Source organism: Streptococcus sp. W151 (assembly GCF_053010205.1).
This window is the reverse complement of the sequence record NZ_JBRKNT010000002.1, coordinates 46,077-72,190: the sequence shown is the minus strand read 5'-3', so window position 1 is coordinate 72,190 and position 26,114 is coordinate 46,077. Positions and strand designations below refer to the sequence as shown.

The following is a 26,114-nucleotide window of genomic DNA, read 5'->3' as shown; positions in this document are numbered from 1 at the left end:
CAATGGGCTATATCTCTACTATTAAGACGGCTGTTCAGCTCTTTCCTTTCCTGGCCTTTTTGCTGACCTTGCCCTACATGATTTTGAATTATCGAAAATATGGCTCGGTCAATAAATTGCGGGTACTGATTTTCTATTCATTTATGCTTTACTTGATGACGGTCTATCTGCTGGTGATCTTGCCCCTGCCGGATCCGAGTAAGATTCATACCAGCTACTCGGAAATGATCAATCTCCATCCCTTTGCTTTTGTGGTGGATTTTTTCAAGGAGAGTCCCTTTGATCTAGCGCAGACTGGTACTTGGATTCAAGCCCTTAAGCATCCGACTTTTTATGTGCCCGCCTTTAATGTCCTGATGTTGATTCCTTTTGGGATGTATCTACGCTATTATTTCAAGTGTGGTTTTAAGAAGACGATTTTCCTGACGGCCCTCTTTAGTCTTTTTTTGGAGCTGACCCAGTTGTCAGGTCTCTACTTTCTATATCCGGGCCCCTACCGCCTAGCAGATGTCGATGATATCATTCAAAATACCACCGGTGGTGGAGTGGGCTACCTGTTCGGTTGGTTTCTGGTTTGGTTACTGCCAACACGAGATGAAATAGATCAGCATTCTTTCCGAGTGGGGACGAGAGTATCTGGCTTTCGGATTGGACTTGCTTTTTTGATCGACTTTGTGATGGTATCGATTCTCTACGCATTGATTGGGCGTTTAGGGATGATTCCTTATGTAGCGGTTTTGGCTCTTTACTTTAGCTTGCTTCCTTTGTGGCGGGGCAAAACCTTGGGAATGGCTTTGCTGAAATTCCGCCTGCATTTTGAAAAGCAAAAATGGCTTCGCACCATCTGGCGGGGGATCCTAGTAGTTGTCTATTTCTATCTGATTCCTCAGGGATTGTTCTATTTGATTTCGTTCTTGAACAGCGATTTGACAGATAATTCCCTCTTAACCCTATCCATGATTTTATTGCTCTTCTTTGCACTTTTATTGTATTTGATTCTGACTCTTGCCATCGTCTTACTTAATCGTCGTTTTCCGTTTGACCGTTTAGCTGGAGTTGAGTATGAGAGTACGGTGCGCGTGAAGAAAGAGATCTTAAAGGATTGAACTGAATAGTTGATAGAGAGGTTGGATCTAGATCCAGCCTTTTTTTAGACACGCGGAAAATATCCGAACGTTCCCAGTTGAGAAGGGCGATTTTAAGGGGAATGTGCTACAATGGAAGCAAATAGATAGAATGGAGCAGTGAAATGAAAGCAATTATTACAGTCGTTGGAAAAGACCAAAAAGGAATCGTAGCCGGTGTCGCAACGAAAGTGGCAGAATTAGGACTCAATATCGACGATATCTCTCAAACTGTATTGGATGAATACTTTACCATGATGGCGGTCGTATCATCGGATGAGAAAAAGGATTTCACGCAGCTTCGTTCAGAGTTGGAAGAATTCGGTCAGTCTCTTCATGTCAAAATCAATATCCAAAGCGCAGCGATTTTTGATGCCATGCACAATTTGTAAGATAGGGGTTGAGAATTTATGGACATTAGACAGGTAACAGAAACCATTGCCATGATTGAGGAGCAGAACTTCGATGTTCGGACCATCACCATGGGGATTTCCCTTCTAGATTGTATTGATCCAGATATTGATAAGGCGGCAGAAAAGGTCTACCAGAAGATTGTGACAAAGGCCAAGGACTTAGTAGCTGTTGGGGATGAGATTGCGGCAGAACTTGGTATTCCTATTGTCAACAAGCGGGTTTCGGTCACTCCGATTTCCATTATCGGAGCAGCAACCAATGCGACAGATTATGTGCCCTTTGCCAAGGCGTTGGATTGTGCGGCTAAAGAGGTCGGAATTAACTTTATCGGTGGCTTCTCAGCCCTGGTTCAAAAAGGATACCAAAAAGGGGATGAAATCCTCATCAACTCCATTCCTCGAGCTCTTGCAGAGACCGATTTTGTCTGCTCTTCAGTCAATATTGGATCGACCAAGACGGGGATCAATATGACCGCTGTCCGAGATATGGGCCGTATCATTAAAGAAGCTTCCCAAGCAGATCCAATGGGGCCTGGTAAGCTCGTAGTTTTTGCAAATGCAGTAGAAGATAATCCCTTTATGGCGGGTGCCTTCCACGGTGTCGGTGAAGCGGATGTTGTCATCAACGTTGGGGTTTCAGGACCTGGTGTTGTCCAACGGGCCATTGAAAAAGTTCCAGGTGCAAGCTTTGATGTCTTGGCTGAAACAGTTAAGAAGACAGCCTTCAAGATTACTCGTGTCGGGCAACTGGTTGGTCAAATGGCTAGTGAACGTCTCGGTGTTGAGTTTGGAATTGTAGACTTGTCTCTCGCGCCAACACCGGCTGTTGGGGATTCGGTTGCCCGTGTCCTTGAAGCTATGGGGCTTGAAGTAGTCGGAACCCACGGGACTACTGCAGCGCTCGCTCTGCTCAATGACCAAGTGAAAAAAGGCGGCATCATGGCTTGTAACCAAGTCGGTGGGTTGTCAGGTGCCTTCATTCCAGTCTCAGAAGATGAAGGGATGATTGCGGCAGTTCAATCGGGTCATATCAACTTGGAAAAATTGGAAGCCATGACGGCTATCTGTTCCGTCGGTCTGGATATGATTGCCATTCCATCTGATACTCCAGCTACGACCATTGCGGCTATGATTGCCGATGAAGCAGCTATCGGGGTAATCAACCAAAAGACAACAGCGGTTCGCATCATTCCTTATGGAAAAGAAGGCGATATGTTAGAGCTTGGAGGGCTTCTTGGGTCTGCTCCGGTAATGAAGGTCAACAAAGCTTCGTCAGCTGATTTCATTGCCCGTGGTGGTCAAATTCCGGCTCCGGTTCATAGCTTTAAAAACTAAGAGAAATCTAGTATAATAGTAGAAAATAGAAAAGTCTGTGATGATGAAACTCCAGACTTTTTTCTTGCAAAAGGAGACAAGATGGCTAAAACAAGATTATTTGTGATTCGTCATGGGAAAACCATGTTTAATACCATTGGCCGTGCTCAAGGCTGGTCTGATACACCCTTGACAGCAGAAGGAGAAAAAGGCATTGAGGCTCTAGGGATCGGCTTGCGTGAGTCTGGTTTGGACTTTACCCGAGCCTATTCCAGTGATTCAGGTCGTGCCATTCAGACCATGGGGATCATACTTGATCAATTGGGTTTAAAAGAAAAAATTCCTTATCGCTTTGACAAGCGGATTCGCGAGTGGTGTTTCGGAAGCTTTGATGGAGCCTACGGTGGTGAGCTCTTTCATGGTGTCGTGCCGCGCGTGCTGGATGTAGAAGACTATAAGACCTTGACCTTGGAAGACTTGGCCAATGGCATCTGCCAAGTGGACACAGCGAATTGGGCTGAACCTTGGGAAGTTTTGAAAGGCCGAATCATAGAAGGTTTTGAAGCTATTGCCAAAGAAGTAGAAGAAAATGGAGGAGGCAATGCCTTGGTGGTCAGCCATAGTTGGACCATTCAGACCTTGGTCTGCCTAATTGAAGGAAAACCAAATCTCAATCTGCCTCTTTCAAATGGTAGTGTTACCCTTGTAGAATATGAAGATGGCACATTGACGGTTAAGGTGTTTGGAGATAGCAGTTACCGTGAAGTCGGTGAAAGCTTGCAAGAATCCTAGTCCGTCGTAAAAGGCTGACCTTTTGGTCATAGCCTTTTCTTTCTCTCAAAACTTGTAAGAGCTTTCTTACTTTCTTTTTACAAAAAATGATATAATGAAAGAGATACATACGGAGGTAGTACAATGACAAAAACCAGATTATATATTGCTCGTCATGGAAAAACCATGTTTAATACCATTGGGCGAGCACAGGGCTGGTCAGACACTCCGCTGACAGAAGCAGGAGAGCGTGGGATTAGAGAATTAGGGCTTGGCCTTAAGGAAGCAGGTCTTTCTTTTAAAGAGGCTGTTTCGAGTGATTCTGGACGCACCATTCAAACCATGGGGATTATTCTTCAAGAACTCGGTCTGACAGGTCAGATTCCTTATCGCTATGATAAACGCATTCGTGAATGGTGTTTTGGTAGCTTCGACGGTGCCTATGATGGCGAGCTCTTTATGGGGGTTTTACCCCGTGTCTTTAAGGTCGAGGATTTTCATCGGTTGAGCTTGATGGAGTTGGCAGAAGGAATCGTTGAAGTGGATACCACGGGTTGGGCTGAATCCTGGAGCGCCTTGAGTGGCCGAATCTTAGAAGGATTTGAAGCTATTGCAAAAGAGGTAGAAGCAGCTGGTGGTGGCAATGCGATTGTTGTCAGCCACGGCATGACCATTACGACCTTGATTTATCTCATCGATCCGAAAGCTGTTGAAGAATTGGTCTTGGACAACGGAAGTGTAACGGTTTTGGCCTATGAGGATGGCGCCTTTCATATTGAAAAGATTGGAGATATGTCCTATCGTAAGGTTGGAGCAAAACTCTTAGAGGATGGCCATGACAAATAAGTATAGACGCGCAAGAAAAAAACGTAAGAAACGGTGGCCCTACCTATTGAGTTTCTTTCTTCTTGTGGTACTAGGATCAGGAATTGGTGCTTACTTGGCTAAACCAAGCTTGTTTTCAGGGCTTCAGTTTTGGAAGGCAAAAAAAACAGCTGTAACGACTCCCTCTTCTTTTAAGAAAAAGAAAGAAAAATCAGATTTACCAGCTGTTTCGACAAAAGACTGGCAATTGATCTTGGTCAATCGTGACAATGTGAAGCCAGAGTTGAACCCACAATTGACAGATGTGGATGCTATCAAAGTGGATAGTCGGATTGTAGAGCCAACTCGTCAATTTCTAGAGGCGGCTCGAAAAATTGCCCCAGAAGAAACCTTGATATCGGGTTATCGAAGCGTGGCGGAACAAACAGAGCTCTATAATGAGCGTGTTGCGCAATTAGAGGCCAGTGGTCTTTCACACGAAGAAGCTGAAAAGCAGGTGCAGACCCAGGTGCAGGTCCCTGGTGCTAGTGAACACCAGACGGGGCTTGCGATCGATATGAGTGTCGAAGCTGGTCAAAGTGATGAGTTGGGCTTGCAGCTGGCTGCCATCGCACCGCAATATGGCTTTGTCCTTCGCTACCCAGATGGGAAGAGCAACATCACGGGTGTGAATTTTGAGAATTGGCATTTCCGTTATGTTGGCGTAGAAAACGCCCAGTATATGGCCAAACATCAGCTAGTATTGGAAGAATATATTCAACTATTGAAAAAGGCTGGAAAATAGTAGGAGATTCACTTCTCTAGGTCTTCAGAATGATTTTTAGCACTCTTGAAAAAAGAGTGCTAATTTTTTGGATTTTTCTCTTGACTTTCTTTTGGATGGGTGTATAATAGAATCATGGTTTAGCACTTGAGTGTATAGAGTGCTAAATACGAAAGAGAGGTGAGGTCATGGTTACAGAACGTCAAAATGAGATTCTAAATCTTGTCGTCGATATCTTTACCAAGACCCACGAACCAGTCGGTTCAAAAGCACTGCAAGATGTCATTCAATCCAGTAGTGCGACGATCCGAAACGACATGGCTGCCCTCGAAAAACAAGGCTTACTAGAAAAGGCTCACACTTCGAGTGGCCGAATGCCTAGCCGGGCTGGTTTTCAATATTTTGTTCAGAACTCGCTTGATCTAGAGTTGATTGATGAACAAGATGTCTACCAGGTGGTGAAAGCCTTTGATTTCGAAGCCTTTAAGTTAGACGATATCTTGGATGCTACGGCTAAGTTACTAGCCCAGATGACGGGCTACACCGCAGTCATTCAGGATGTGGAACCGACGCGGCAGCGCTTGACTGGTTTTGAGATTGTTCCCTTATCCAACCACGATGCTTTAGCGGTTCTGACCTTGGATGAATCAAAGCCTGTCACTGTACAATTTGCGATTCCAAAGAATTTCTTAACCAGTGATTTGGAAATTTTCCATCAGCTAGTTCAAGAACGTTTCATTGGAAATACAGTCTTGGATATCCATTACCGCCTGCGGACGGAGATCCCACAGATTGTCCAGCGCTATTTTAAGACGACAGACAATGTCTTGGATCTGTTTGATTACGTCTTCTCGCAACTGTTTCAAGAACTGGTCTTTGTAGAAGGAAAGGTTTCATCCTTAACCTACGCCGATCTCCAGACTTATCAGTTCTTAGATAACCCCCAACACGTAGCTCTCGAGTTGCGAGGGGGAATGCCAGAAGACCAAATGACCCAGATCCTGGTTGCAGAATCCCAAGAGAAGGCCTTGAAAAATGTGACGGTAATTAGTCACAAATTCCTAGTTCCTTATCGTGGGATGGCCCTCATGCATGTGATTGGTCCCGTAGAGATGGATTATAGGCGTGTGATTAGCCTGGTCAATGTCATCGGCCGAGTGCTGGTCATGAAGTTAACGGATTACTACCGTTACCTCAACAGCAACCATTATGAAGTAAATTAAGACCAAATGAAAGGGGTGTATGCCTTGACAGAAGATATCAAAAAAGAAGACGTGAAAGAAGAGGAAGTTGCCCAAACAACTGAAGAAGTTGTAGAGGAAACCAACCAACCTTCTGAATTAGAAGAAGCACAAGCGCGTGCCGAGGAATTTGAAAACAAATACCTTCGTGCTCATGCAGAAATGCAAAACATTCAGCGCCGTGCTAACGAAGAACGTCAACAATTACAAAAATACCGTAGCCAAGATTTGGCAAAAGCGATCTTACCATCACTGGACAACCTCGAACGTGCCCTTGCCGTCGAAGGATTGACAGATGATGTGAAGAAGGGCTTGGAAATGGTCCAAGAAAGTTTGGTACATGCTCTGAAAGAAGAAGGAATCGAAGAAATTCCAGCAGATGGAGCCTTTGACCATAACTACCACATGGCCATCCAAACCTTACCTGCAGATGACGAGCATCCAGCAGACACCATCGCACAAGTCTTCCAAAAAGGCTACAAACTCCATGAACGCATCCTACGCCCAGCCATGGTAGTAGTGTTCAACTAGGCGAGAAAACTTAAAAACCTTGTCCGAAACGACACTAAACTATGAAAGAAAGATAAGAAGCAAGCCGGAGGCTTGCAAGGAAGATATTTCCCGCCGTGGTGAAAGTTTCAGTAGCTTGTGCTACTGAAACAGGGGGATTTTTGAGACAATAGGCTCAAAAATAAGTGATGAAATCCCGAAGGGAGTTGCTCACGTCCCCACCACTTAAGGGAAATATCAAAAAAGAAGAAAAAATCAACAAGGAGAAAAACATATGTCTAAAATTATTGGTATTGACTTAGGTACAACAAACTCAGCAGTTGCAGTTCTTGAAGGAACTGAATCAAAAATCATCGCAAACCCAGAAGGAAACCGCACGACTCCATCTGTTGTGTCATTCAAAAACGGTGAAATCATCGTTGGTGACGCTGCAAAACGTCAAGCAGTCACAAACCCAGATACCATCATCTCTATCAAATCTAAGATGGGTACTTCTGAAAAAGTTTCTGCTAACGGTAAAGAATACACCCCACAAGAAATCTCAGCTATGATTCTTCAATACTTGAAGGGCTACGCTGAAGATTACCTTGGTGAAAAAGTAACCAAAGCTGTTATTACAGTTCCGGCTTACTTCAACGATGCACAACGTCAAGCAACTAAAGACGCTGGTAAAATCGCTGGTCTTGAAGTAGAACGTATCGTCAACGAACCAACAGCAGCAGCCCTTGCATATGGTTTGGACAAGACTGATAAAGAAGAAAAAATCTTGGTATTCGACCTTGGTGGTGGTACATTCGACGTATCCATCCTCGAACTCGGAGATGGTGTGTTCGATGTATTGGCAACTGCAGGGGATAACAAACTCGGTGGTGACGACTTTGACCAAAAAATCATCGACCATATGGTTGAAGAATTCAAGAAAGAAAATGGTATCGACTTGTCAACAGACAAGATGGCTCTTCAACGTTTGAAAGACGCAGCTGAAAAAGCGAAGAAAGACCTTTCTGGTGTCACTTCAACTCAAATCAGCTTGCCATTCATCACTGCAGGGGCTGCTGGACCTCTTCACTTGGAAATGACCTTGACTCGTGCGAAATTTGACGATTTGACTCGTGACCTTGTAGAACGTACGAAAACTCCAGTTCGTCAAGCCCTTTCAGATGCAGGTTTGAGCTTGTCAGATATCGACGAAGTCATCCTTGTCGGTGGTTCAACTCGTATTCCTGCCGTTGTAGAAGCTGTTAAAGCTGAAACTGGTAAAGAACCAAACAAATCAGTGAACCCTGATGAAGTAGTTGCCATGGGTGCTGCCATCCAAGGTGGTGTGATCACTGGTGATGTCAAAGACGTTGTCCTTCTTGACGTAACACCATTGTCACTTGGTATTGAAACAATGGGTGGTGTCTTCACAAAACTCATCGACCGCAATACAACGATTCCAACATCTAAATCACAAGTCTTCTCAACTGCAGCAGACAACCAACCAGCCGTTGATATCCACGTTCTTCAAGGGGAACGCCCAATGGCAGCGGACAACAAGACTCTTGGACGTTTCCAATTGACAGATATCCCAGCTGCACCTCGTGGTATTCCACAAATCGAAGTAACATTTGACATCGATAAGAACGGTATCGTATCTGTTAAAGCCAAAGATCTTGGAACTCAAAAAGAACAAACAATCGTTATCCAATCGAACTCAGGTTTGACAGACGAAGAAATCGACCGCATGATGAAAGATGCAGAAGCAAACGCTGAAGCAGATAAGAAACGTAAAGAAGAAGTAGACCTTCGTAACGAAGTAGACCAAGCTATCTTTGCGACTGAAAAGACAATCAAAGAAACTGAAGGCAAAGGCTTCGATGCAGAACGTGATGCTGCACAAGCTGCCCTTGATGATCTTAAGAAAGCTCAAGAAGACAACAACTTGGACGAAATGAAAGCAAAACTTGAAGCCTTGAACGAAAAAGCTCAAGGACTTGCGGTTAAACTTTACGAACAAGCTGCAGCAGCGCAACAAGCCCAAGCAGGAGCAGAAGGCGCACAAGCAACAGGAAACGCAGGCGATGACGTCGTAGACGGAGAGTTTACGGAGAAATAAAATAGTCCAGTGGACTATTTTATCCCGAGCTTGAAAATCGGGGAGCGAGGTAGTTAAGAATGACTAAACACTAAAGTGATTGTCCTTCTACGGTGCTTTGCTTAAATGTTAATAATGATAAGAAGAAATCCAGAGGTTGCAACCCAGCCTCTGTTTTTCGGTAAAATAGAGGATGCTGCGTATGAAAAAAGTACTTTGTATCATTTATCCTAATTTTTCTCTTTATGAGATAACTGCTTTAACGAGTACTTTAGCTCTGTCTTTTGATATTACGATTGATTATGCCGCTTCAGATTATTCGATGGTGGTTTCTGAGGATGGCTTGCCCTGTCAACCAACGAAAGCATTAGATCAAATCCGTATAGAAGAGTATTCTTGCGTGATTTTGCCAGGAATGGTTAACATTGGACCTGCTCTACAGGATGAAAAATTGATTTCGTTTTTGAGGGACCTTGGTGAGCAAGATATCCTAATTGCAGCCATTTCTTCAGCCCCCCTTTTATTGGCCAAAGCAGGTCTATTGAAGGACACTAAATTTACAGGTGGAATTTGGCAAAACTTCTTTGATTATTTTGAATTTCTTCCACGTGAAAATTTCCAACCTAAAGTGGTTGTGCAGGATAAACAAATCATTACGGCGATAGGCTTTGCGCATCAAGAGTTTGCAAGGAAAGTGATTCTAAGTCTAGGGTTGGCAGAGAATACGGACAACTATTTTAAAGAACAGAACGAGTACGCTGAAGAGGAATTGTTATTTACTCTATCAGACCAAGAGTTTGATCAAGTGAAGCAGAGTATAGAAAACACCCTCTAAAGTTTTACATGAAAATTATAGAAAGGAACAAAGAGTGTTCTCAACTGAACACGGGCTACGGACGGTGCCAAAAAGATAGTTTTTTCTAGGACGCAAGCGTCCGTCGTCAAAACTCCTATTTTGGCTGTGTCCGTTTGACGCCCTTTGTATCTTGAATTATGAACAATACTGAATTTTATGACCGTTTGGGCGTTTCAAAGAATGCATCTCAAGATGAGATCAAGAAAGCCTATCGGAAATTATCTAAAAAATATCACCCAGATATCAACAAGGAGCCTGGTGCTGAGGAAAAGTACAAGGAAGTTCAAGAAGCTTATGAGACTTTGAGTGACGAGCAAAAACGGGCTGCTTATGACCAATACGGTGCTACGGGGGCTAATGGTGGCTTCGGTGGCGGAGCAGGTGGATTTGGTGGCTTTGATGGTGCTGGATTTGGTGGCTTTGAAGACATCTTCTCTAGCTTCTTTGGAGGAGGTGCAAGTCGTAATCCAAATGCTCCTCGTCAAGGGGATGACCTCCAATATCGCGTCAATCTCAAGTTTGAAGAAGCGATTTTTGGTGCTGAAAAAGAAGTTAAGTACCATCGTGAAGCAAGCTGTCATACCTGTCATGGTTCAGGAGCTAAGCCAGGGACTAGTCCGGTAACCTGTGGACGCTGTCATGGTTCCGGGGTTATCAATGTAGATACGCAAACTCCTCTTGGAATGATGCGCCGTCAAGTGACCTGTGATGTCTGTCATGGCCGTGGTCAAGAAATCAAAGATCCATGTACGACTTGTCGTGGAACAGGTCATGAAAAACAAGCCCATAGCGTGAATGTCAAGATTCCTGCAGGAGTTGAAACAGGTCAACAAATCCGCTTAGCGGGTCAAGGAGAAGCTGGCTTTAACGGTGGACCTTATGGAGACTTGTATGTGGTTGTCAATGTGGAACCAAGCGATCGCTTCGAACGAGATGGCTCAACCATCTACTACAAGTTAGACTTGAACTTTGTCCAAGCAGCTCTTGGAGATACGGTCCATGTGCCAACCGTTCATGGAGATGTCGATTTGGTGATTCCTGAAGGAACCCAAACCGGTAAAAAATTCCGTCTTCGCGGAAAAGGTGCTCCAAGCTTACGTGGTGGTGCCATGGGAGATCAATATGTGTCTGTCAATGTTGTCACCCCAACTGGTTTAAATGACAAGCAAAAAGAAGCCCTTCAAGCCTTTGCGGAAGCAAGTGATTTGAAGGTCAACCCAAAGAAAAAAGGCTTCTTTGATAAGGTCAAAGATGCTTTAGATGACTTATAAGAATAAACGAGTTTCCTTTTGACTAAGGAGCTCGTTTTATTTTGGATCGAATCCAAGAACTTCCTCTCCTAATTAAAGAATAATGAGAACCCTCATTGAATTTATTAAGATATCGTGCTAAATTTAAGAAAACGATTACAAAGACAATTTAGGAGGTCCTGATGAAATCACATCAACCACGTTATGCTATTCGTAAGTACGCAGTAGGAGCGGCTTCGGTGCTCATAGGATTTTTTGCTAGCGCTCAGGTTGTAGCTGCTGATACACCAACGACTACTGACAGTCCTGCAACGACAGTACCAACTCAGCCAAGCGAGGGTGAGTCGACTACTTCCCTAAACGAGGAAGCTTCTCAGCCAGTAGTAGAAAAACCGACTGCTCCTGCTCCAATCGTCGATCAAAGTCAACCGACACTGCCTGATCGAGAATTGCGGGTGTCAGATCTTGACCGTTTGATTCGCGAAGAGGCAAGTTCTGTCACAGAGTCCGATGTTGCAGCTCAACCAGCGACGGAAACGCCTGCCAAAGATCCTGATCAGGAAGAAAAATTAGCCAAGAAAAAGATTGTTTCGATCGATGCTGGTCGCAAGTACTTCTCACCAGACCAGATCAAGGAAATCATTGATGAAGCTAGTAAGACTGGCTATACAGACTTGCATCTCCTAGTTGGAAATGACGGCTTGCGCTTTGTTTTGAATGACATGTCCTTGAAAGTGGGGGAGACTTCTTATTCTAGCCAAGCCGTGACAGATGCGGTTGAAAAAGGGACGAAGGCTTATTACGATGATCCGAACGGAACAGCCTTGACCCAGGCTCAAATGGATGATATTTTGGCCTACGCCAAATCGAAGAAAGTAGGCGTCATCCCAACCATAAATAGTCCAGGTCACATGGATGCGATTCTGACAGCCATGGAACAATTGGGGATCGAAAACCCTCACTTTAATTATTTTGGTACAAAGAAATCAGCTCGGACCGTTGATTTGGACAACCAAAAAGCCTTAGACTTTACCAAGGCTTTGGTAGACAAGTATGCGGCTTATTTCAGCGGCAAGACCGAAATCTTTAACATCGGTTTGGATGAGTATGCTAATGATGCCACAGATGCCCATGGTTGGCAGGTTCTCCAAGCCAGCAAGCATTGGCCGGGTGAAGGGTACCCAGAAAAAGGCTATGAAAAATTCATCCAATATGCCAATGATCTAGCGGCTATTGTGAAAAAACATAAGATGAAACCAATGGCCTTTAATGACGGAATCTACTACAATGGTGATACTTCCTATGGCACTTTTGACAAGGATATCATTGTATCTTACTGGACAGGTGGTTGGAACGGCTATGATGTCGCTTCTTCAAAACTTTTGTCTGAACTAGGTCATCAGATTCTTAATACCAACGATGCTTGGTATTATGTGATTGGACGGGACAAGGCTGGATCTGGTTGGTACAATCTTGATCAAGGTCTCGAAGGAATTTCCAAGTCAGCAATTGATGTCGTTCAAAAAAATGATGGGGCTAAGGTTCCCTTCATTGGTGGCATGGTAGCTGCCTGGGCAGATACGCCATCTGCAACCTACAAAAAAGACCTTCTATTTAAGCTCATGCATGCCTTCGCGGACAAGAATGCGGACTACTTTGTAGCAGATCCTGAAGTCGTCGAAAAAACTCTTTCAGAAGCTCTAACTGATTTGGACCACTATACACCAGAATCTCTAGTAGCCTTTGCGGCAGCTAAAAAAGCTTTAGAAGGGGTAGGGGCAGACACGACTCGAGCAGAGGCCAAAACCTTGATCGATCATTTCAAAGCAGCTCAAGATGCTTTGGTATACACAGAAAGCTATGCGAAAGAAGTTGCAGCAAAAGAAGCAGCAGAAAAACTTGCCATGAAGAAGGTCATCTCGATTGATGCAGGCCGCAAATACTTCTCGCTGGATCAGTTGAAACGGATCGTCGATAAGGCCAGTGAGCTAGGTTATTCTGACTTGCACCTCCTGGTCGGAAATGATGGTATGCGCTTCGTACTCGATGATATGACTGTGGAAGCCAATGGTAAAACCTATGCTAGTGACGATGTGAAAAAGGCCATTTTAGAAGGTACCAAGGCCTATTACGATGATCCAAATGGGCAAGCCTTGACCCAAGCAGAAATGGATGAGCTCCATGCTTATGCTACTGCTAAAGGAATCGGCTTGATTGCAGCAGTCAATAGTCCTGGACACATGGATGCCTTGTTAGTGGCCATGGAAAAATTGGGTATTGAAAACTCACAAGCTAGCTTTGATACGGTTTCAAAAACAACCATGGATTTGACCAATGAGGCAGCAGTCAACTTTACCAAAGCCTTGATTGGCAAGTACATGGACTACTTCAAAGACAAGTCTAAGATCTTTAACTATGGAACAGATGAATATGCCAACGATGCTACCAGTGCGCAAGGCTGGTACTACCTCAAGTGGTATGACCTCTATGGTAAGTTTGCGGACTATGCCAATAGTCTTGCAGCTATGGCGCGTGAAAAAGGCTTGCAGCCAATGGCCTTTAACGATGGCTTCTATTATGGAGATGAAGATGATGTTGCCTTTGACAAGGATGTCTTGATTTCATACTGGTCTAAAGGATGGTGGGGCTATAACCTCGCGTCACCGCAGTATTTAGCAGATAAGGGGTATAAATTCCTCAATACCAACGGAGACTGGTACTATGTTTTGGGCCACAAGGGAGATCAAAGTTATCCGCTCGAAAAAGCTATCCAAAATACAGAAACCATTCCGTTTGAACAGTTAGCTTCAACTAAATATCCTGATGTCAAGATACCGACATCCGGAAGTATGTTGGGAATCTGGGCTGATGAACCTGCCAATGAATACAAGGAAGAGGAAGTCTTCCAGGTCATGGAAGCTTTTGCCAACCACAACAAGGACTATTTCAAGGCGGATTTCTCTGCTCTTAGAAAAGCAATTGCTACGGTGCCAACAGATCTAGCCATTTACACACCAGAATCTCGAGCAGCACTTGAGAAAGTTTTAGATAGCTTGAATTGGAATATGAGTCGTGCTCATCAAGATCAGGTGGATCAAGAAGTGGCCGCTCTGACCAAAGCCCTTGTGGGGCTCAAGCCAATCACGCAAGTGGGTAGCTTAGCTGAAAATGACGTCAAAGCCCTAGTGGAAGACAAACCAAGTCTTGAAATCGTGGAGAAAGAACTTGATTTTGGCCTTGTGGAACGCACCAAACCAGATCTCGCTAAAGGAGAACACAGAGTGATCCAGGCTGGAGTTAAAGGGCAAGGCTTTGAGTATGTAGAGGTTTCGGCACTTGATCAAAGTCGAAAAGTGATCGCTACAGAAGTTGCAACAGAGCCGGTTGCAGAAATTGTTGAAGTCGGTACCAAAGAGGTTGTGACTCCAGCAAGCCCTTCTGTAGAAGCACCAGTGAAATCAGACTTACTCGTGAACAAAATGCTTCCAGATCATTCAACACATCAAGTGATCTCGAAGGATCAACCAGTAGCATCAGTAAATACCCCGACGCCAATTCCAGCAGCTGTGGAAGAAGCGGTTCGTCCAGAAACAGTAAACTCTGACAAGCAACTTCCAGAAACAGGAGTAGAATCTGCTCTTGGACTCGCTTTACTAGGAGCAATCTTAGGAGCAGCAGGAATGGACTTGAAAAATAAAAAAAGAGACTGAGATCTAGTTGATTTGTAACAGATTGAAGTTAGGAGGCGGGATGTTCATCATTCTGCTTCTTTTTTGCTTGCAAAACTGTACCCGGACAGTTTTCTTTTTTCACTCTTGTATCCCCTTTTATATCCTGCTAAAATAAAACCATGACACGATACAAAGCAACCATTTCATATGACGGGACCTTATTTGCAGGGTTTCAACGCCAACCGCATGCCCGCAGTGTGCAAGAAGAAATCGAGAAGACCTTGACGCGTCTCAATCAAGGAAGCCCTGTCACCGTTCATGGAGCGGGTCGGACGGATGCAGGTGTCCACGCTCTTGGGCAGGTGATTCATTTTGATCTCCCTCAAGCGCGGGACGAGGAGAAGCTTCGCTTTGCCCTTGATACCCAAAGCCCAGAGGATATTGATTTTATCCGGGTGGAGCAAGTAGCAGATGACTTTCACTCACGCTACAAGAAGCACAGCAAAACCTATGAATTCATCGTGGATTATGGTCGTCCCAAGAACCCCATGATGCGCCACTATGCGACCCACTACCCCTATCCTTTGGATGTGGAAAAGATGCAAGTAGCCATCCAAAAGTTGGAGGGAACCCATGATTTCACCGGTTTCACCGCTTCAGGAACCAGTGTGGATGACAAGGTTCGTACAATTACAGAGGCTCGCTTGGTCGAGGATGCGGCAAATCATCGCCTGCTCTTTACCTTTTCGGGCAATGGCTTTCTCTACAAGCAAATCCGCAATATGGTGGGAACCTTGTTGAAGATCGGAAATGATCGGATGCCGATCGAGCAGATCGATCTGATTTTGAAAAAGAAGGACCGCAATCTAGCAGGTCCAACAGCAGCGCCAAATGGCTTATATTTAAAGGAGATACGTTATGAGTAATGAATTAATTCTCGCAATTTCAGGAAATGATATTTTTAGTGGGGGAGGTCTTCACGCAGACCTTGCAACTTATACGACTAACAAACAGCATGGCTTTGTGGCGGTAACTTGTTTAACAGCTATGACCGAGCATGGTTTTGAAGTGATTCCAGTGGATCCAACGACCTTTGCTCAGCAGCTCAACTCTCTCAAAGATGTTCCTTTCTCTGCTATTAAACTCGGTCTCTTGCCAAATGTTGAAGTGGCAGACCTAGCTTTGGACTATGTCAAAGCTCATGCAGATATCCCAGTAGTGCTCGACCCTGTCTTGGTCTGCAAGGAAAGCCATGATGTGGAAGTTTCAGCTCTTCGAGACGAATTGATCAAGTTCTTCCCTTATGTGACCATCATCACACCAAACTTACCAGAAGCTGAGATCTTGACCCAAAGCAAGATTCAATCGCTCGATGATATGAAGGAGGTGGCGCGCAAGCTCCATGGATTGGGTGCGGCGAATGTCGTGGTCAAAGGGGGTAATCGTCTCAATAAAGAAAAGGCCATCGATGTCTTTTATGACGGACAAGATTTTACAATCTTTGAAGAGCCAGTCCTAGAAAAGAACAATACAGGAGCTGGTTGTACCTTTGCGTCTAGCATTTCCAGCCAGTTGGTGAAAGGGAAATCACCGCTTGAAGCTGTTAAAGCCTCTAAAGACTTTGTCTTCCAAGCGATTCAACATTCAGACCAGTATGGAGTAGTACAATATGACATCTAATCGAACTCAACTCATTGCCCGCCTCTCTATCTTATGTGCCTTGACAGTTGTACTTGGCTACTATACCAAACTCCCAACTCCCACAGGGATTGTCACCCTGTTAGATCTTGGAGTGTATTTTACAGCCTTCTATTTTGGACGCAAGGAAGGTGCGATTGTAGGTGGTGTCGGAGCCTTCCTACTCGATCTCCTTTCAGGCTATCCTCAGTGGATGTTCTTTAGCCTTCTCTTTCACGGGGGACAAGGCTATTTCGCTGGCTTCAAGGGGAAAGCCCGTTACCTAGGTTTGCTTCTTGCGACAGTCGTCATGGTAGGCGGTTACGCACTAGCTTCTGCTCTCTTTTTAGGCAATGGCTGGGGAGCTGCTATCTCGGACATTCCAAATAACCTCGCTCAGAATTTTGTCGGAATGGCTTTAGGCTATGTGGTCTATTATGCCTTCCAAAAGAAAGGAAACTAATTCATGGATTTGGAGCAACTGAAGAAGGATACAAAAGAAATCCTGGTAGATGTTTTGGCAAAAAGCCGTCTCCATCAGGGACAGATTCTAGTTCTCGGGATGTCTTCAAGTGAAGTTGCAGGAGGGCAAATTGGAAAGGCCTCGAACATCGACATTGCTGAAGCTATTGTCCAGACCTTGCTAGATGAGTTGAATCCAAGAGGGATTTATCTAGCGGTACAAGGATGTGAGCACCTCAATCGCGCCCTGGTGGTCGAGCGGGAATTGGCAGACAAGAAGGATCTAGAAATTGTCAATGTCCTTCCAAGTCTCCATGCAGGGGGAGCTGGACAACTCGCTGCTTTCAAGTACTTTAAAGATCCTGTCGAAGTGGAATTTATCACAGCCCAAGCGGGCTTAGACATCGGAGATACCTCAGTAGGGATGCACGTCAAACACGTGCAAGTCCCAATTCGCCCTGTCTTACGTGAACTAGGGGAAGCCCATGTCACAGCCCTCGCTAGTCGGCCAAAATTGATCGGTGGTGCCCGTGCTCTCTACCTAGATGATCCTATCCGAAAAACATAAATAGAACTAGCTTTTAGGGGCTAGTTTTTTTGGATGAAAAGAGAGGCAAAAACGTTTTAAAACTTGCAATTTCAAAGTTTTGTGGTAAAATTATAAGGAATGACTATATTATTTTAAGGAGAGACAGAATGTCTGTATCATTTGAAAACAAAGAAACTAACCACGGTGTATTGACTTTCACAATCAGCCAAGAGCAAATCAAACCTGCTTTGGACCGTGTGTTTGAGTCTGTTAAGAAAACCTTGAACGTACCTGGATTCCGTAAAGGTCATATTCCACGTCCAATCTTCAACCAACGTTTTGGTGAAGAAGCTCTTTACCAAGATGCTTTGAACGATCTTCTTCCAGCAGCATACGAAGCAGCTGTTAAAGAAGCTGGAATCGAAGTTGTAGCACAACCTACTTTTGATGTTGTATCTATGGAAAAAGGTCAAGACTGGACATTGACAGCAGCTGTTGTAACAAAACCTGAAGTAAAATTGGGTGCTTACAAAGACCTTGAAGTATCAGTAGAAGTTTCTAAAGAAGTAACAGACGCTGATGTGGATGCTCGTATCGAACGCGAACGCAACAACTTGGCTGAATTAGTTGTTAAAGAAGGTGCTGCAGCAGAAGGTGACACAGTTGTGATCGACTTCGTAGGTTCTATCGACGGTGTTGAATTCGACGGTGGTAAAGGTGACAACTTCTCACTTGGACTTGGTTCAGGTCAATTCATCCCAGGTTTCGAAGACCAATTGGTTGGACACTCTGCTGGTGAAACAGTTGACGTGATCGTAACATTCCCAGAAGACTACCAAGCAGCTGATCTTGCAGGTAAAGAAGCGAAATTCGTGACAACTATCCACGAAGTGAAAGCAAAAGAAGTACCAGCTCTTGACGATGAATTGGCAAAAGACATCGACGAAGAAGTTGAAACTCTTGCTGAATTGAAAGAAAAATACCGCAAAGAATTGGCAGAAGCAAAAGAAGAAGCATACAACGATGCAGTAGAAGCAGCAGCGATCGATCTTGCAGTTGAAAATGCTGAAATCGTTGAACTTCCAGAAGAAATGATCCACGAAGAAGTACACCGTTCTATCAACGAATTCCTTGGAAATATGCAACGTCAAGGAATCTCACCTGAAATGTACTTCCAAATTACTGGAACAACTCAAGATGATCTTCACAAACAATATGAAGCAGAAGCTGAAAGCCGCACGAAGACAAACCTCGTGGTTGAAGCAGTAGCCAAAGCAGAAGGTTTCGAAGCAACTGAAGAAGAAATCAACGCTGAAATCGAACAATTGGCAGCAGATTACAACATGCCAGTTGAACAAGTTCGCAACCTTCTTTCACCAGAAATGTTGAAACATGACATCACAGTGAAGAAAGCCGTGAACGTGATCACAAGCACAGCAAAAGTAAAATAATTGAGAATAAAAAGAAGAGCTATGAGGCTCTTCTTTTTCTGATTTCATGGAGAATCCTGGAATTTTCCTTTGACGAAAGGGGAAATTTATCGTACAATAGAGTGTAACGATAAAATGCGTGATAGATTTAGTGACGAGAAGTTTTCAATCTATCATCGAGGATAGGAAGAGGTTTAAGACCCGATCCTTCTCCATTTAGGAAATGAAACATAAGGAGATTTACCCTTGGAATTAGAAGTATTTGCTGGACAAGAAAAAAGTGAACTTTCTATGATTGAAGTGGCGCGTGCGATTTTGGAATTACGCGGACGTGACCATGAAATGTACTTTAGCGATCTTGTAAATGAAATTCAAAATTACCTTGAAAAATCAAACAGCGAGATCCGTGAAGCTCTTCCATTGTTCTACACAGAATTGAATGTCGATGGAAGCTTTATCCCACTTGGAGATAACAAATGGGGTCTTCGTTCATGGTATGCCATCGATGAAGTTGACGAGGAAATTATCGCTCTTGAAGAAACAGACGAAGATGAAACTCCTAAGAAACGCAAGAAAAAACGTGTCAATGCCTTCATGGATGGAGACGAAGATGCGATCGACTACAACGACGACGATCCAGAAGACGAAGAAGTTTACGAAGCAGATCCAGCTCTTTCATATGATGAAGAAAATCCAGATGATGAAAAGAGTGAAGTCGAAGCTTACGATGCTGAAATCAATGAAATCGTACCAGATGATTTGGGTGAAGAAGTTGAATTGAGCGAAGAAGACGACGAAGAAGAGGATTCTGAAGACGAGGAAGAAGAATAAGTCATATGAAACAAGGAAATTGTTCCTTGTTTTTTTATTGAAGACGAAGTTTTCCCAGAAACTTTCCTTAGGTGAGTACGGACGTCAGCGAACTTCTACGAAGTTCCATGACTAATTATTGAGCCTTAAGTCTCAATAATTCCGAGTGCCTGAAGCTATGAAGTTTCAGGCACTTTTCTCACGGCGGAAAGTTTCAGAATATCCTTTGATTTTTCAAAAGTAGAGGATGGTTTGCAAGTAATTTATTGACTTATATGTCAATAAAAATAGTTTATCTATCTTCTGAAAAAAACCAATTGTTCCTTGTTTCTTTTTATATGCATTGAAAAAAGTGGCGAAATGGAGTATGATAAACGTGTAAGGATTCCCAAATAGGAGGTATTCAGATGGACTTTCATTTAGATCAAAGTTTAGTAGCTCTTGGTATTGATACGGTTGTGGTCGGAATTGCTAGAAATGTGGATCCCCAAGCAGTCCTGCCCCCTTCTTTTCTTGAAAAGAAGCAAGCAGTTGAACAATGGGCGCTCCAGTGTCAGACAGAAGAAGTAGCGGCATCCCCTGTCATCAAAGGCTATACAGACCTCTTGCAAAAAGTAGGGCGTAGCATCAAGAAAAATCCACCAACAGTCCTTGCTCTTATCCGAAACATCCAGCATCGTGGTGCTCTGCCTCAGATCAATAGCATCATCGATATCTATAATGTCGAATCTCTGAAGTCTTTTCTCGCGATCGGAGGACATGACCTAGATAAGATTGAGGGGCCGATTGAATTTACAGTGAGTCAAAGAGAAGATCTCTTCTTCCCCATCCTTTCTAGCGAAAAGCATGTAGCACCGACAGATCCCGTTTATAGAGATCAAAAAGGAGTTCTGGCTTGGTTGGATGTACGCGATAGTGACCATTACAAATTTGAGGAGACTACACAAAACGCCCTCTTTGTCATTCAAGGAAATACTGAGACATCAGTCGAGATGCGTTTAGAAGCACTGGAGCGAATCCATAAGGACCTTGCTCTTTGTATGCCCCAGCTTCAATTTGAGAAATTTCTCGTCACACAAAATGGAGTGGAAAAGTCTCGTAAACAGTGAAAACCATTTTCATAAAATTTTCAATTTGACAAAGTAGACCATTTGCGGTAAGATATTGTTCGGGCACCTCATTTTGAGGTCGGAGCTCCCTAGCGATTAGGGGGCTATTTTTGTTTTTTCTGCAAAGAGGAATGGCCTCTACAACATTAGAAGAAGAGGAAAGCACATGTCAACAAAATATATTTTTGTAACGGGTGGTGTCGTATCATCCATCGGGAAAGGGATTGTCGCAGCAAGTCTTGGTCGCTTGCTTAAAAATCGTGGATTGAAAGTGACGATCCAAAAATTTGACCCTTATATCAATATCGACCCAGGGACGATGAGTCCTTACCAACACGGGGAAGTATTTGTCACAGACGATGGTGCAGAGACAGACTTGGACCTTGGTCACTATGAACGCTTCATCGATATCAACCTGAATAAGTACTCAAATGTGACGACAGGGAAAATTTATAGTGAGGTCCTTCGTAAGGAACGTCGTGGAGAATACTTGGGAGCAACTGTACAGGTCATTCCTCATATCACAGATGCCTTGAAAGAGAAAATCAAACGGGCAGCGACGACGACGGATTCAGATGTCATCATCACAGAAGTCGGGGGAACAGTTGGAGACATTGAGTCCCTTCCATTCCTTGAAGCTCTTCGTCAAATGAAGGCAGATGTCGGTGCTGAAAATGTTATGTATATCCACACCACCCTTCTTCCTTACTTGAAGGCTGCGGGAGAAATGAAAACCAAGCCGACCCAACACTCTGTGAAAGAATTGCGTGGTCTTGGGATTCAACCAAATATGTTGGTCATCCGTACAGAAAAACCAGTTGGTCAAGGAATTAAAAACAAGTTGGCTCAATTCTGTGATGTCGCACCAGAAGCTGTCATTGAGTCACTTGATGTGGAACATTTGTACCAAATCCCATTGAACTTGCAAGCACAAAATATGGACCAAATCGTTTGTGACCATTTGAAATTGAATGTTCCTGCAGCAGATATGACAGAATGGTCTGCAATGGTCGATAAGGTCATGAACCTCAAGAAGCAGGTCAAGATTTCCTTAGTTGGAAAATACGTGGAATTGCAAGATGCCTATATTTCTGTCGTTGAGGCCTTGAAGCACTCAGGTTATGCGAATGATGCTGAAGTTAAGATTAATTGGGTCAATGCCAATGATGTGACAGCCGAAAATGTGGCAGAACTCCTTGGAGATGCTGATGGAATCATCGTCCCAGGTGGTTTTGGTCAACGAGGAACAGAAGGAAAAATTCAAGCCATCAAGTATGCGCGTGAACAGGACGTCCCAATGTTGGGTGTCTGCTTGGGTATGCAGTTAACCTGTATCGAATTTGCCCGTCACGTTTTAGGCTTGGAAGGAGCTAATTCATCCGAATTGGATCCAGAAACCAAGTATCCGATTATCGATATCATGCGGGACCAAATCGATGTGGAAGATATGGGAGGAACGCTCCGTCTCGGTCTTTACCCATCTAAACTCAAACGAGGATCAAAAGCAGCAGCTGCCTATGACAATCAAGAAGTGGTACAACGTCGCCACCGTCACCGTTATGAGTTTAACAATGCTTTCCGTGAACAGTTCGAAGAAGCAGGTTTTGTCTTCTCAGGCGTTTCACCAGACAACCGTTTGGTCGAAATCGTTGAAATCCCAGAAAACAAATTCTTTGTCGCTTGCCAATACCACCCAGAATTGTCAAGCCGTCCAAACCGCCCAGAAGGACTTTACACAGCCTTTATCACAGCGGCAGTTGAAAACCACGATAGCAAATAAAAATCAAGTGAGCAGGTCTTTCGACCTGCTCACTTTTTGTGAAAAAATGACAAACTCTGAAAAAAGTTTGAAAAAAATCTTGACAAAAAAGTCGTTGATTGATATACTAGTAAAGTACTCAATCGCGGGGATGGCGGAATTGGCAGACGCGCAGGACTAAGGATCCTGTGACCGCTTTAGGTCGTGAGGGTTCAAGTCCCTCTCTCCGCATCGGATCAAGATAGCTTCGGCTATCTTTTTTTGTTTTCAAATCTCTTTGTGGTAGAATAGGTGTGAGATGAGGTGAGAACATGAAGAAAAAGGATCTGGTTTTGGCCGATGGCCTCTTTGCACTATTGGGAAGTGCCATTAATTTTTTCGGTCTTATCCTGATTTTAGCGATGGCGATAGGCGCATACAAGGATACTTTTAGATATTTTATTGCCTTAAACATATGGAATGTTTTCATTTTTTTAGTGGCGATTGCTTCTAAGTATCTGCTCAGAGATGAAAAAAGGCTGAAAAGATGGATTCCCAATCTCTTTTTGATAGCGGGCTTTATTCTCTTTCTTGCCTCAATCCTTGCTGTGTGTGAGAATATTCCCTTTCTTGAGGGATTGCTAAACGGACTTCTTGGAAAAATGTTTACCGACAGTCAGTTATTTGCTGCTTATTTCTATTCTCAATGGGTCGCAGGAGGACTCCTTGTGATTTGCGGGATTGGCTTTCTAGTTTCATTAAAAAATTTTAAAGAGAAGGATTGAAAGGGGGCTTGAGCTCCCTTTTTTTGCTTTTTGAAAAGGATGAAAGTCATAGTAGGGAGAGGGTTCCTCCTCATTTATCGTAAGAAAGCGCTTAAAGCCACAGGAAAAACTAGCAATTTCATCTAAAAAGTGATAAAATAAACAATGTAAGTGGGATTAACCCCACAAAAATTTATAGGAGGCCTATAACAAATGGCAATCGTTTCAGCAGAAAAATTTGTCCAAGCAGCTCGTGACAATGGTTATGCAGTTGGTGGATTTAACACAAACAACCTTGAGTGGACTCAAGCTATCTTGCGTGCAGCAGAAGCTAAGAAAGCTCCAGTACTTATCCAAACTTCTATGGGTGCTGCTAAATACATGGGTGGTTACAAAGTATGTAAAGCCCTTATTGAAAACCTTGTAGAATCAATGGGTATCACTGTACCAGTTGCTATTCACCTTGACCATGGTCACTACGAAGATGCTCTTGAATGTATCGAAGCTGGTTACACTTCAATCATGTTTGACGGTTCACACCTTCCAGTTGAAGAAAACCTTAAATTGGCGAAAGATGTCGTTGAAAAAGCTCATGCTAAAGGTATCTCAGTAGAAGCTGAAGTTGGTACTATCGGTGGTGAAGAAGACGGTATCATCGGTGACGGTGAATTGGCACCAATCGAAGACGCTAAAGCAATGGTTGCTACAGGAATCGACTTCTTGGCTGCAGGTATCGGTAACATCCACGGTCCTTACCCAGCAAACTGGAAAGGTCTTCACCTTGACCACTTGCAAAAATTGACTGAAGCTGTTCCAGGATTCCCAATCGTATTGCACGGTGGATCAGGTATCCCTGATGATCAAATCCAAGCAGCTATCAAACTTGGTGTTGCGAAAGTTAACGTGAACACTGAATGCCAAATCGCATTTGCAAATGCTACTCGTCAATTCGTACGTGAATACGATGCAAACGAAGCAGAATACGACAAGAAGAAACTCTTCGACCCACGTAAATTCTTGAAACCAGGTTTCGAAGCAATTACTGCAGCTGTTGAAGAACGTATCGACGTATTCGGTTCAGAAGGCAAAGCTTAATTAAAAACAGGAAAGCAAGGTCCCATGTGGATCTTGTTTTTTTGTTTGGGAAAAGTTGCTTCCGGGATTTAATTTTTGTACAATATGCCTATGAAAAAATTTAAACAGTTTAGCTGGATCATTTTTGTTGTTCTTATCCTTTTTCTAGGAGGTACATTTGTTTTTCATCAATTTAGTTTACGAAATGAAAGTAAGCTTCTCACACCCATTGGTAAACAAGTTACAGTCAATGGACATCGAATGAATGTCTCTATTAAAGGAGAAGGGCCTCAAACAATCGTTTTTCTTTCAGGTGCTGGTATCGCTTCCCCTGTCCTAGACTTTAAGAATCTATCAGGTTCCCTTTCCAAAAAATACAAGGTTGTTGTCGTGGAGCGAGCAGGGTATGGTTTTAGCCAAGATAGTGATCATTCAAGAGATGTGATGGAGGTCCTTTCTGAGACCCGTCAAGCTTTGGCGCAAGCTCATGTTTCAGGTCCTTATGTGATTGTTTCGCATTCAATGGCTAGTTTAGAGAGTCTTGCTTGGCAAGAGAAATATCCAAATGAAGTGAAGGCTTTGATTGGCCTGGATTGGGCCTTACCAGCGAGTTATGAAGATTTAAAGGATAATCAGGCCGTGCTTACTGTGGCTTATTGGAGCAGTAAGATTGGCTTATTACGCTATTTCCCAGAGTCCTTTTATATAAAAAATCCAACTCTGACTGAAACTGAACGACAACAATATAAATTACTAGCATATAAGCAGTTGATGTCACAAGCCATGCTTCATGAATCCCGTTTGGCAAAGGAAAATGCCAAGAAAGTTCCATCTAGCATTAATCCGAAAATTCCAGCCTTACTCCTGGTTTCTAACGGTGAAGGCACGACCTTTAGCCAATCAGAGTGGCAACGTTATGCAGAGAGATTTGCAAGCGACCAGTCTAATGTTCAAGTCGACTATATGGATGCGCCTCACGACCTCTATCATTATCAAAGCGATGCTATTGTTTCTCGTATTAAAGAATTTTTAGAGAATAATTGAGGGCTTAAAAATCCATTGAGACTGATGATAATAATTGAAAGGTAATGACTTATGAATAATTCTTATATTTTACTTAGACATGCTCATTCAAGATTTTCAAGTGATGATTTTAATAGAACTTTGTCAGAAAAAGGATTTTCATCTCTTAATCAGTTAGATTTTTTGAATTCTTTTAATATTGATTATTATTTTTCTAGTCCTTATAAACGAGCATTTGAAACGATTAATAGCTCGCCAATTCAATTTGATAAAATAGTTCTTGATAATCGGTTACGAGAGCGAAAATTATCCTCAAGATTTATTGAAGATACTGAGTTTGAAAAAACAATTCAATATTTATGGCAAAATCCAGATAAATCTCTTATTGGAGGCGAGTCCAATCGAGAAGCATTAAATAGAATTTTAGATTTATTTGAGGACTTGGAAGAAAGGTATTCAGATAAAACCATTTTACTGAGTTCTCATGGAAATTTGCTAGGAATCTTAATCAATCATTTTGATTCAAGTTTTGATTATAAAAAATGGGGACAGATGACTTTTCCAGATTGCTTTCTAGTTGACAAAGATAAGAGTGTGAAAAGAATTATGAAAGTTACATCTAGGTAATCATTTAGTTCAATCTATGTGATTTTATTTTCTGTTATTACAAATAGAATAGAAGG

24 protein-coding genes and 1 tRNA gene are annotated in these 26,114 nt (G+C 43.2%); all 25 read left to right on the top strand.

Features of this window, described 5'->3' with window-relative positions:
- Positions 1 to 2 precede the first annotated feature (2 nt).
- Positions 3 to 1,106 carry a VanZ family protein gene (locus ACVC7Q_RS05125; protein WP_447265076.1) on the top strand — a complete coding sequence of 368 codons (1,104 nt, stop codon included), beginning with the start codon at positions 3 to 5 and terminating at the stop codon, positions 1,104 to 1,106.
- Between the two features lie 143 nt (positions 1,107 to 1,249).
- On the top strand, positions 1,250 to 1,516 hold the full coding sequence (locus ACVC7Q_RS05120; RefSeq protein ID WP_003004214.1) for an ACT domain-containing protein: 267 nt from the start codon (positions 1,250 to 1,252) through the stop codon (positions 1,514 to 1,516).
- Between the two features lie 18 nt (positions 1,517 to 1,534).
- Positions 1,535 to 2,872 carry a PFL family protein gene (locus ACVC7Q_RS05115; protein WP_447265075.1) on the top strand — a complete coding sequence of 446 codons (1,338 nt, stop codon included), beginning with the start codon at positions 1,535 to 1,537 and terminating at the stop codon, positions 2,870 to 2,872.
- An 81-nt stretch (positions 2,873 to 2,953) separates the two neighbouring features.
- Entirely contained in the window at positions 2,954 to 3,643 is a 690-nt protein-coding gene (locus ACVC7Q_RS05110; RefSeq protein ID WP_447265074.1) for a histidine phosphatase family protein, read from the top strand.
- Between the two features lie 123 nt (positions 3,644 to 3,766).
- Positions 3,767 to 4,468, top strand: coding sequence for a histidine phosphatase family protein (locus ACVC7Q_RS05105; RefSeq protein ID WP_447265073.1), 702 nt, complete (start codon positions 3,767 to 3,769; stop codon positions 4,466 to 4,468).
- Positions 4,452 to 5,231 (top strand): M15 family metallopeptidase, encoded by a 780-nt coding sequence (locus ACVC7Q_RS05100; RefSeq protein WP_447265072.1) that lies wholly within the window; start codon positions 4,452 to 4,454, stop codon positions 5,229 to 5,231. Before ACVC7Q_RS05105 ends, ACVC7Q_RS05100 begins: the two co-directional genes overlap by 17 nt.
- A gap of 167 nt (positions 5,232 to 5,398) precedes the next feature.
- A complete protein-coding gene (gene hrcA / locus ACVC7Q_RS05095; protein WP_003004578.1) occupies positions 5,399 to 6,433 on the top strand; it encodes a heat-inducible transcriptional repressor HrcA in 1,035 nt (344 codons plus the stop codon).
- Positions 6,434 to 6,457: 24 nt separating this feature from the next.
- The gene (grpE, locus tag ACVC7Q_RS05090; protein ID WP_447265215.1) at positions 6,458 to 6,982 is read left to right on the top strand and encodes a nucleotide exchange factor GrpE; all 525 of its coding nucleotides are present in this window, start codon (positions 6,458 to 6,460) and stop codon (positions 6,980 to 6,982) included.
- Positions 6,983 to 7,235: 253 nt separating this feature from the next.
- Positions 7,236 to 9,059, top strand: coding sequence for a molecular chaperone DnaK (gene dnaK, locus ACVC7Q_RS05085; RefSeq protein ID WP_447265071.1), 1,824 nt, complete (start codon positions 7,236 to 7,238; stop codon positions 9,057 to 9,059).
- 181 nt (positions 9,060 to 9,240) lie between these two features.
- Positions 9,241 to 9,873: a DJ-1/PfpI family protein gene (locus ACVC7Q_RS05080; RefSeq protein WP_447265070.1), complete on the top strand. Its 633-nt coding sequence runs from the start codon at positions 9,241 to 9,243 to the stop codon at positions 9,871 to 9,873.
- Positions 9,874 to 10,031: 158 nt separating this feature from the next.
- Complete coding sequence (gene dnaJ, locus ACVC7Q_RS05075) at positions 10,032 to 11,165, top strand: molecular chaperone DnaJ (RefSeq protein WP_447265069.1); 1,134 nt, start codon at positions 10,032 to 10,034, stop codon at positions 11,163 to 11,165.
- Positions 11,166 to 11,326: 161 nt separating this feature from the next.
- Complete coding sequence (locus tag ACVC7Q_RS05070) at positions 11,327 to 14,854, top strand: family 20 glycosylhydrolase (protein ID WP_447265068.1); 3,528 nt, start codon at positions 11,327 to 11,329, stop codon at positions 14,852 to 14,854.
- Between the two features lie 140 nt (positions 14,855 to 14,994).
- Complete coding sequence (gene truA / locus ACVC7Q_RS05065) at positions 14,995 to 15,741, top strand: tRNA pseudouridine(38-40) synthase TruA (protein ID WP_447265067.1); 747 nt, start codon at positions 14,995 to 14,997, stop codon at positions 15,739 to 15,741.
- Positions 15,734 to 16,495 carry a bifunctional hydroxymethylpyrimidine kinase/phosphomethylpyrimidine kinase gene (locus ACVC7Q_RS05060; RefSeq protein WP_447265066.1) on the top strand — a complete coding sequence of 254 codons (762 nt, stop codon included), beginning with the start codon at positions 15,734 to 15,736 and terminating at the stop codon, positions 16,493 to 16,495. Before truA ends, ACVC7Q_RS05060 begins: the two co-directional genes overlap by 8 nt.
- Complete coding sequence (locus ACVC7Q_RS05055; RefSeq protein WP_447265065.1) at positions 16,485 to 16,955, top strand: ECF transporter S component; 471 nt, start codon at positions 16,485 to 16,487, stop codon at positions 16,953 to 16,955. Before ACVC7Q_RS05060 ends, ACVC7Q_RS05055 begins: the two co-directional genes overlap by 11 nt.
- A gap of 3 nt (positions 16,956 to 16,958) precedes the next feature.
- A complete protein-coding gene (locus ACVC7Q_RS05050) occupies positions 16,959 to 17,522 on the top strand; it encodes a TIGR01440 family protein (RefSeq protein ID WP_447265064.1) in 564 nt (187 codons plus the stop codon).
- 128 nt (positions 17,523 to 17,650) lie between these two features.
- Entirely contained in the window at positions 17,651 to 18,934 is a 1,284-nt protein-coding gene (gene tig / locus ACVC7Q_RS05045; RefSeq protein ID WP_021154454.1) for a trigger factor, read from the top strand.
- Positions 18,935 to 19,159: 225 nt separating this feature from the next.
- Positions 19,160 to 19,744, top strand: a complete 585-nt coding sequence (rpoE, locus tag ACVC7Q_RS05040) for a DNA-directed RNA polymerase subunit delta (protein ID WP_003010182.1) — start codon at positions 19,160 to 19,162, stop codon at positions 19,742 to 19,744.
- 386 nt (positions 19,745 to 20,130) lie between these two features.
- The gene (locus ACVC7Q_RS05035; RefSeq protein ID WP_447265063.1) at positions 20,131 to 20,832 is read left to right on the top strand and encodes a B3/B4 domain-containing protein; all 702 of its coding nucleotides are present in this window, start codon (positions 20,131 to 20,133) and stop codon (positions 20,830 to 20,832) included.
- A 166-nt stretch (positions 20,833 to 20,998) separates the two neighbouring features.
- A complete protein-coding gene (locus ACVC7Q_RS05030) occupies positions 20,999 to 22,612 on the top strand; it encodes a CTP synthase (protein WP_447265062.1) in 1,614 nt (537 codons plus the stop codon).
- A gap of 124 nt (positions 22,613 to 22,736) precedes the next feature.
- A tRNA-Leu gene (locus tag ACVC7Q_RS05025) sits at positions 22,737 to 22,822 on the top strand.
- Positions 22,823 to 22,902: 80 nt separating this feature from the next.
- On the top strand, positions 22,903 to 23,355 hold the full coding sequence (locus ACVC7Q_RS05020) for a hypothetical protein (RefSeq protein WP_447265061.1): 453 nt from the start codon (positions 22,903 to 22,905) through the stop codon (positions 23,353 to 23,355).
- 192 nt (positions 23,356 to 23,547) lie between these two features.
- A complete protein-coding gene (locus ACVC7Q_RS05015; RefSeq protein WP_070665161.1) occupies positions 23,548 to 24,429 on the top strand; it encodes a class II fructose-bisphosphate aldolase in 882 nt (293 codons plus the stop codon).
- Positions 24,430 to 24,513: 84 nt separating this feature from the next.
- Complete coding sequence (locus ACVC7Q_RS05010) at positions 24,514 to 25,452, top strand: alpha/beta fold hydrolase (protein ID WP_447265214.1); 939 nt, start codon at positions 24,514 to 24,516, stop codon at positions 25,450 to 25,452.
- Positions 25,453 to 25,503: 51 nt separating this feature from the next.
- Positions 25,504 to 26,058 (top strand): histidine phosphatase family protein, encoded by a 555-nt coding sequence (locus ACVC7Q_RS05005; protein WP_024055415.1) that lies wholly within the window; start codon positions 25,504 to 25,506, stop codon positions 26,056 to 26,058.
- The last annotated feature ends 56 nt before the right edge of the window (positions 26,059 to 26,114 follow it).

Excerpts from the sequence above, each read along its gene's own strand:
- ACVC7Q_RS05125 (WP_447265076.1), top strand. The coding sequence starts at position 3 with ATGGGCTATATCTCTACTATTAAGACGGCTGTTCAGCTCTTTCCTTTC.
- ACVC7Q_RS05080 (WP_447265070.1), top strand. The coding sequence starts at position 9,241 with ATGAAAAAAGTACTTTGTATCATTTATCCTAATTTTTCTCTTTATGAG.
- ACVC7Q_RS05060 (WP_447265066.1), top strand. The coding sequence starts at position 15,734 with ATGAGTAATGAATTAATTCTCGCAATTTCAGGAAATGATATTTTTAGT.
- ACVC7Q_RS05115 (WP_447265075.1), top strand. The coding sequence starts at position 1,535 with ATGGACATTAGACAGGTAACAGAAACCATTGCCATGATTGAGGAGCAG.
- ACVC7Q_RS05050 (WP_447265064.1), top strand. The coding sequence starts at position 16,959 with ATGGATTTGGAGCAACTGAAGAAGGATACAAAAGAAATCCTGGTAGAT.
- ACVC7Q_RS05110 (WP_447265074.1), top strand. The coding sequence starts at position 2,954 with ATGGCTAAAACAAGATTATTTGTGATTCGTCATGGGAAAACCATGTTT.
- ACVC7Q_RS05100 (WP_447265072.1), top strand. The coding sequence starts at position 4,452 with ATGGCCATGACAAATAAGTATAGACGCGCAAGAAAAAAACGTAAGAAA.
- ACVC7Q_RS05070 (WP_447265068.1), top strand. The coding sequence starts at position 11,327 with ATGAAATCACATCAACCACGTTATGCTATTCGTAAGTACGCAGTAGGA.
- ACVC7Q_RS05055 (WP_447265065.1), top strand. The coding sequence starts at position 16,485 with ATGACATCTAATCGAACTCAACTCATTGCCCGCCTCTCTATCTTATGT.
- ACVC7Q_RS05015 (WP_070665161.1), top strand. The coding sequence starts at position 23,548 with ATGGCAATCGTTTCAGCAGAAAAATTTGTCCAAGCAGCTCGTGACAAT.
- ACVC7Q_RS05035 (WP_447265063.1), top strand. The coding sequence starts at position 20,131 with ATGGACTTTCATTTAGATCAAAGTTTAGTAGCTCTTGGTATTGATACG.
- ACVC7Q_RS05005 (WP_024055415.1), top strand. The coding sequence starts at position 25,504 with ATGAATAATTCTTATATTTTACTTAGACATGCTCATTCAAGATTTTCA.
- ACVC7Q_RS05030 (WP_447265062.1), top strand. The coding sequence starts at position 20,999 with ATGTCAACAAAATATATTTTTGTAACGGGTGGTGTCGTATCATCCATC.
- ACVC7Q_RS05120 (WP_003004214.1), top strand. The coding sequence starts at position 1,250 with ATGAAAGCAATTATTACAGTCGTTGGAAAAGACCAAAAAGGAATCGTA.
- truA (WP_447265067.1), top strand. The coding sequence starts at position 14,995 with ATGACACGATACAAAGCAACCATTTCATATGACGGGACCTTATTTGCA.
- ACVC7Q_RS05010 (WP_447265214.1), top strand. The coding sequence starts at position 24,514 with ATGCCTATGAAAAAATTTAAACAGTTTAGCTGGATCATTTTTGTTGTT.
- hrcA (WP_003004578.1), top strand. The coding sequence starts at position 5,399 with ATGGTTACAGAACGTCAAAATGAGATTCTAAATCTTGTCGTCGATATC.
- tig (WP_021154454.1), top strand. The coding sequence starts at position 17,651 with ATGTCTGTATCATTTGAAAACAAAGAAACTAACCACGGTGTATTGACT.
- ACVC7Q_RS05020 (WP_447265061.1), top strand. The coding sequence starts at position 22,903 with ATGAAGAAAAAGGATCTGGTTTTGGCCGATGGCCTCTTTGCACTATTG.
- ACVC7Q_RS05105 (WP_447265073.1), top strand. The coding sequence starts at position 3,767 with ATGACAAAAACCAGATTATATATTGCTCGTCATGGAAAAACCATGTTT.
- dnaJ (WP_447265069.1), top strand. The coding sequence starts at position 10,032 with ATGAACAATACTGAATTTTATGACCGTTTGGGCGTTTCAAAGAATGCA.
- dnaK (WP_447265071.1), top strand. The coding sequence starts at position 7,236 with ATGTCTAAAATTATTGGTATTGACTTAGGTACAACAAACTCAGCAGTT.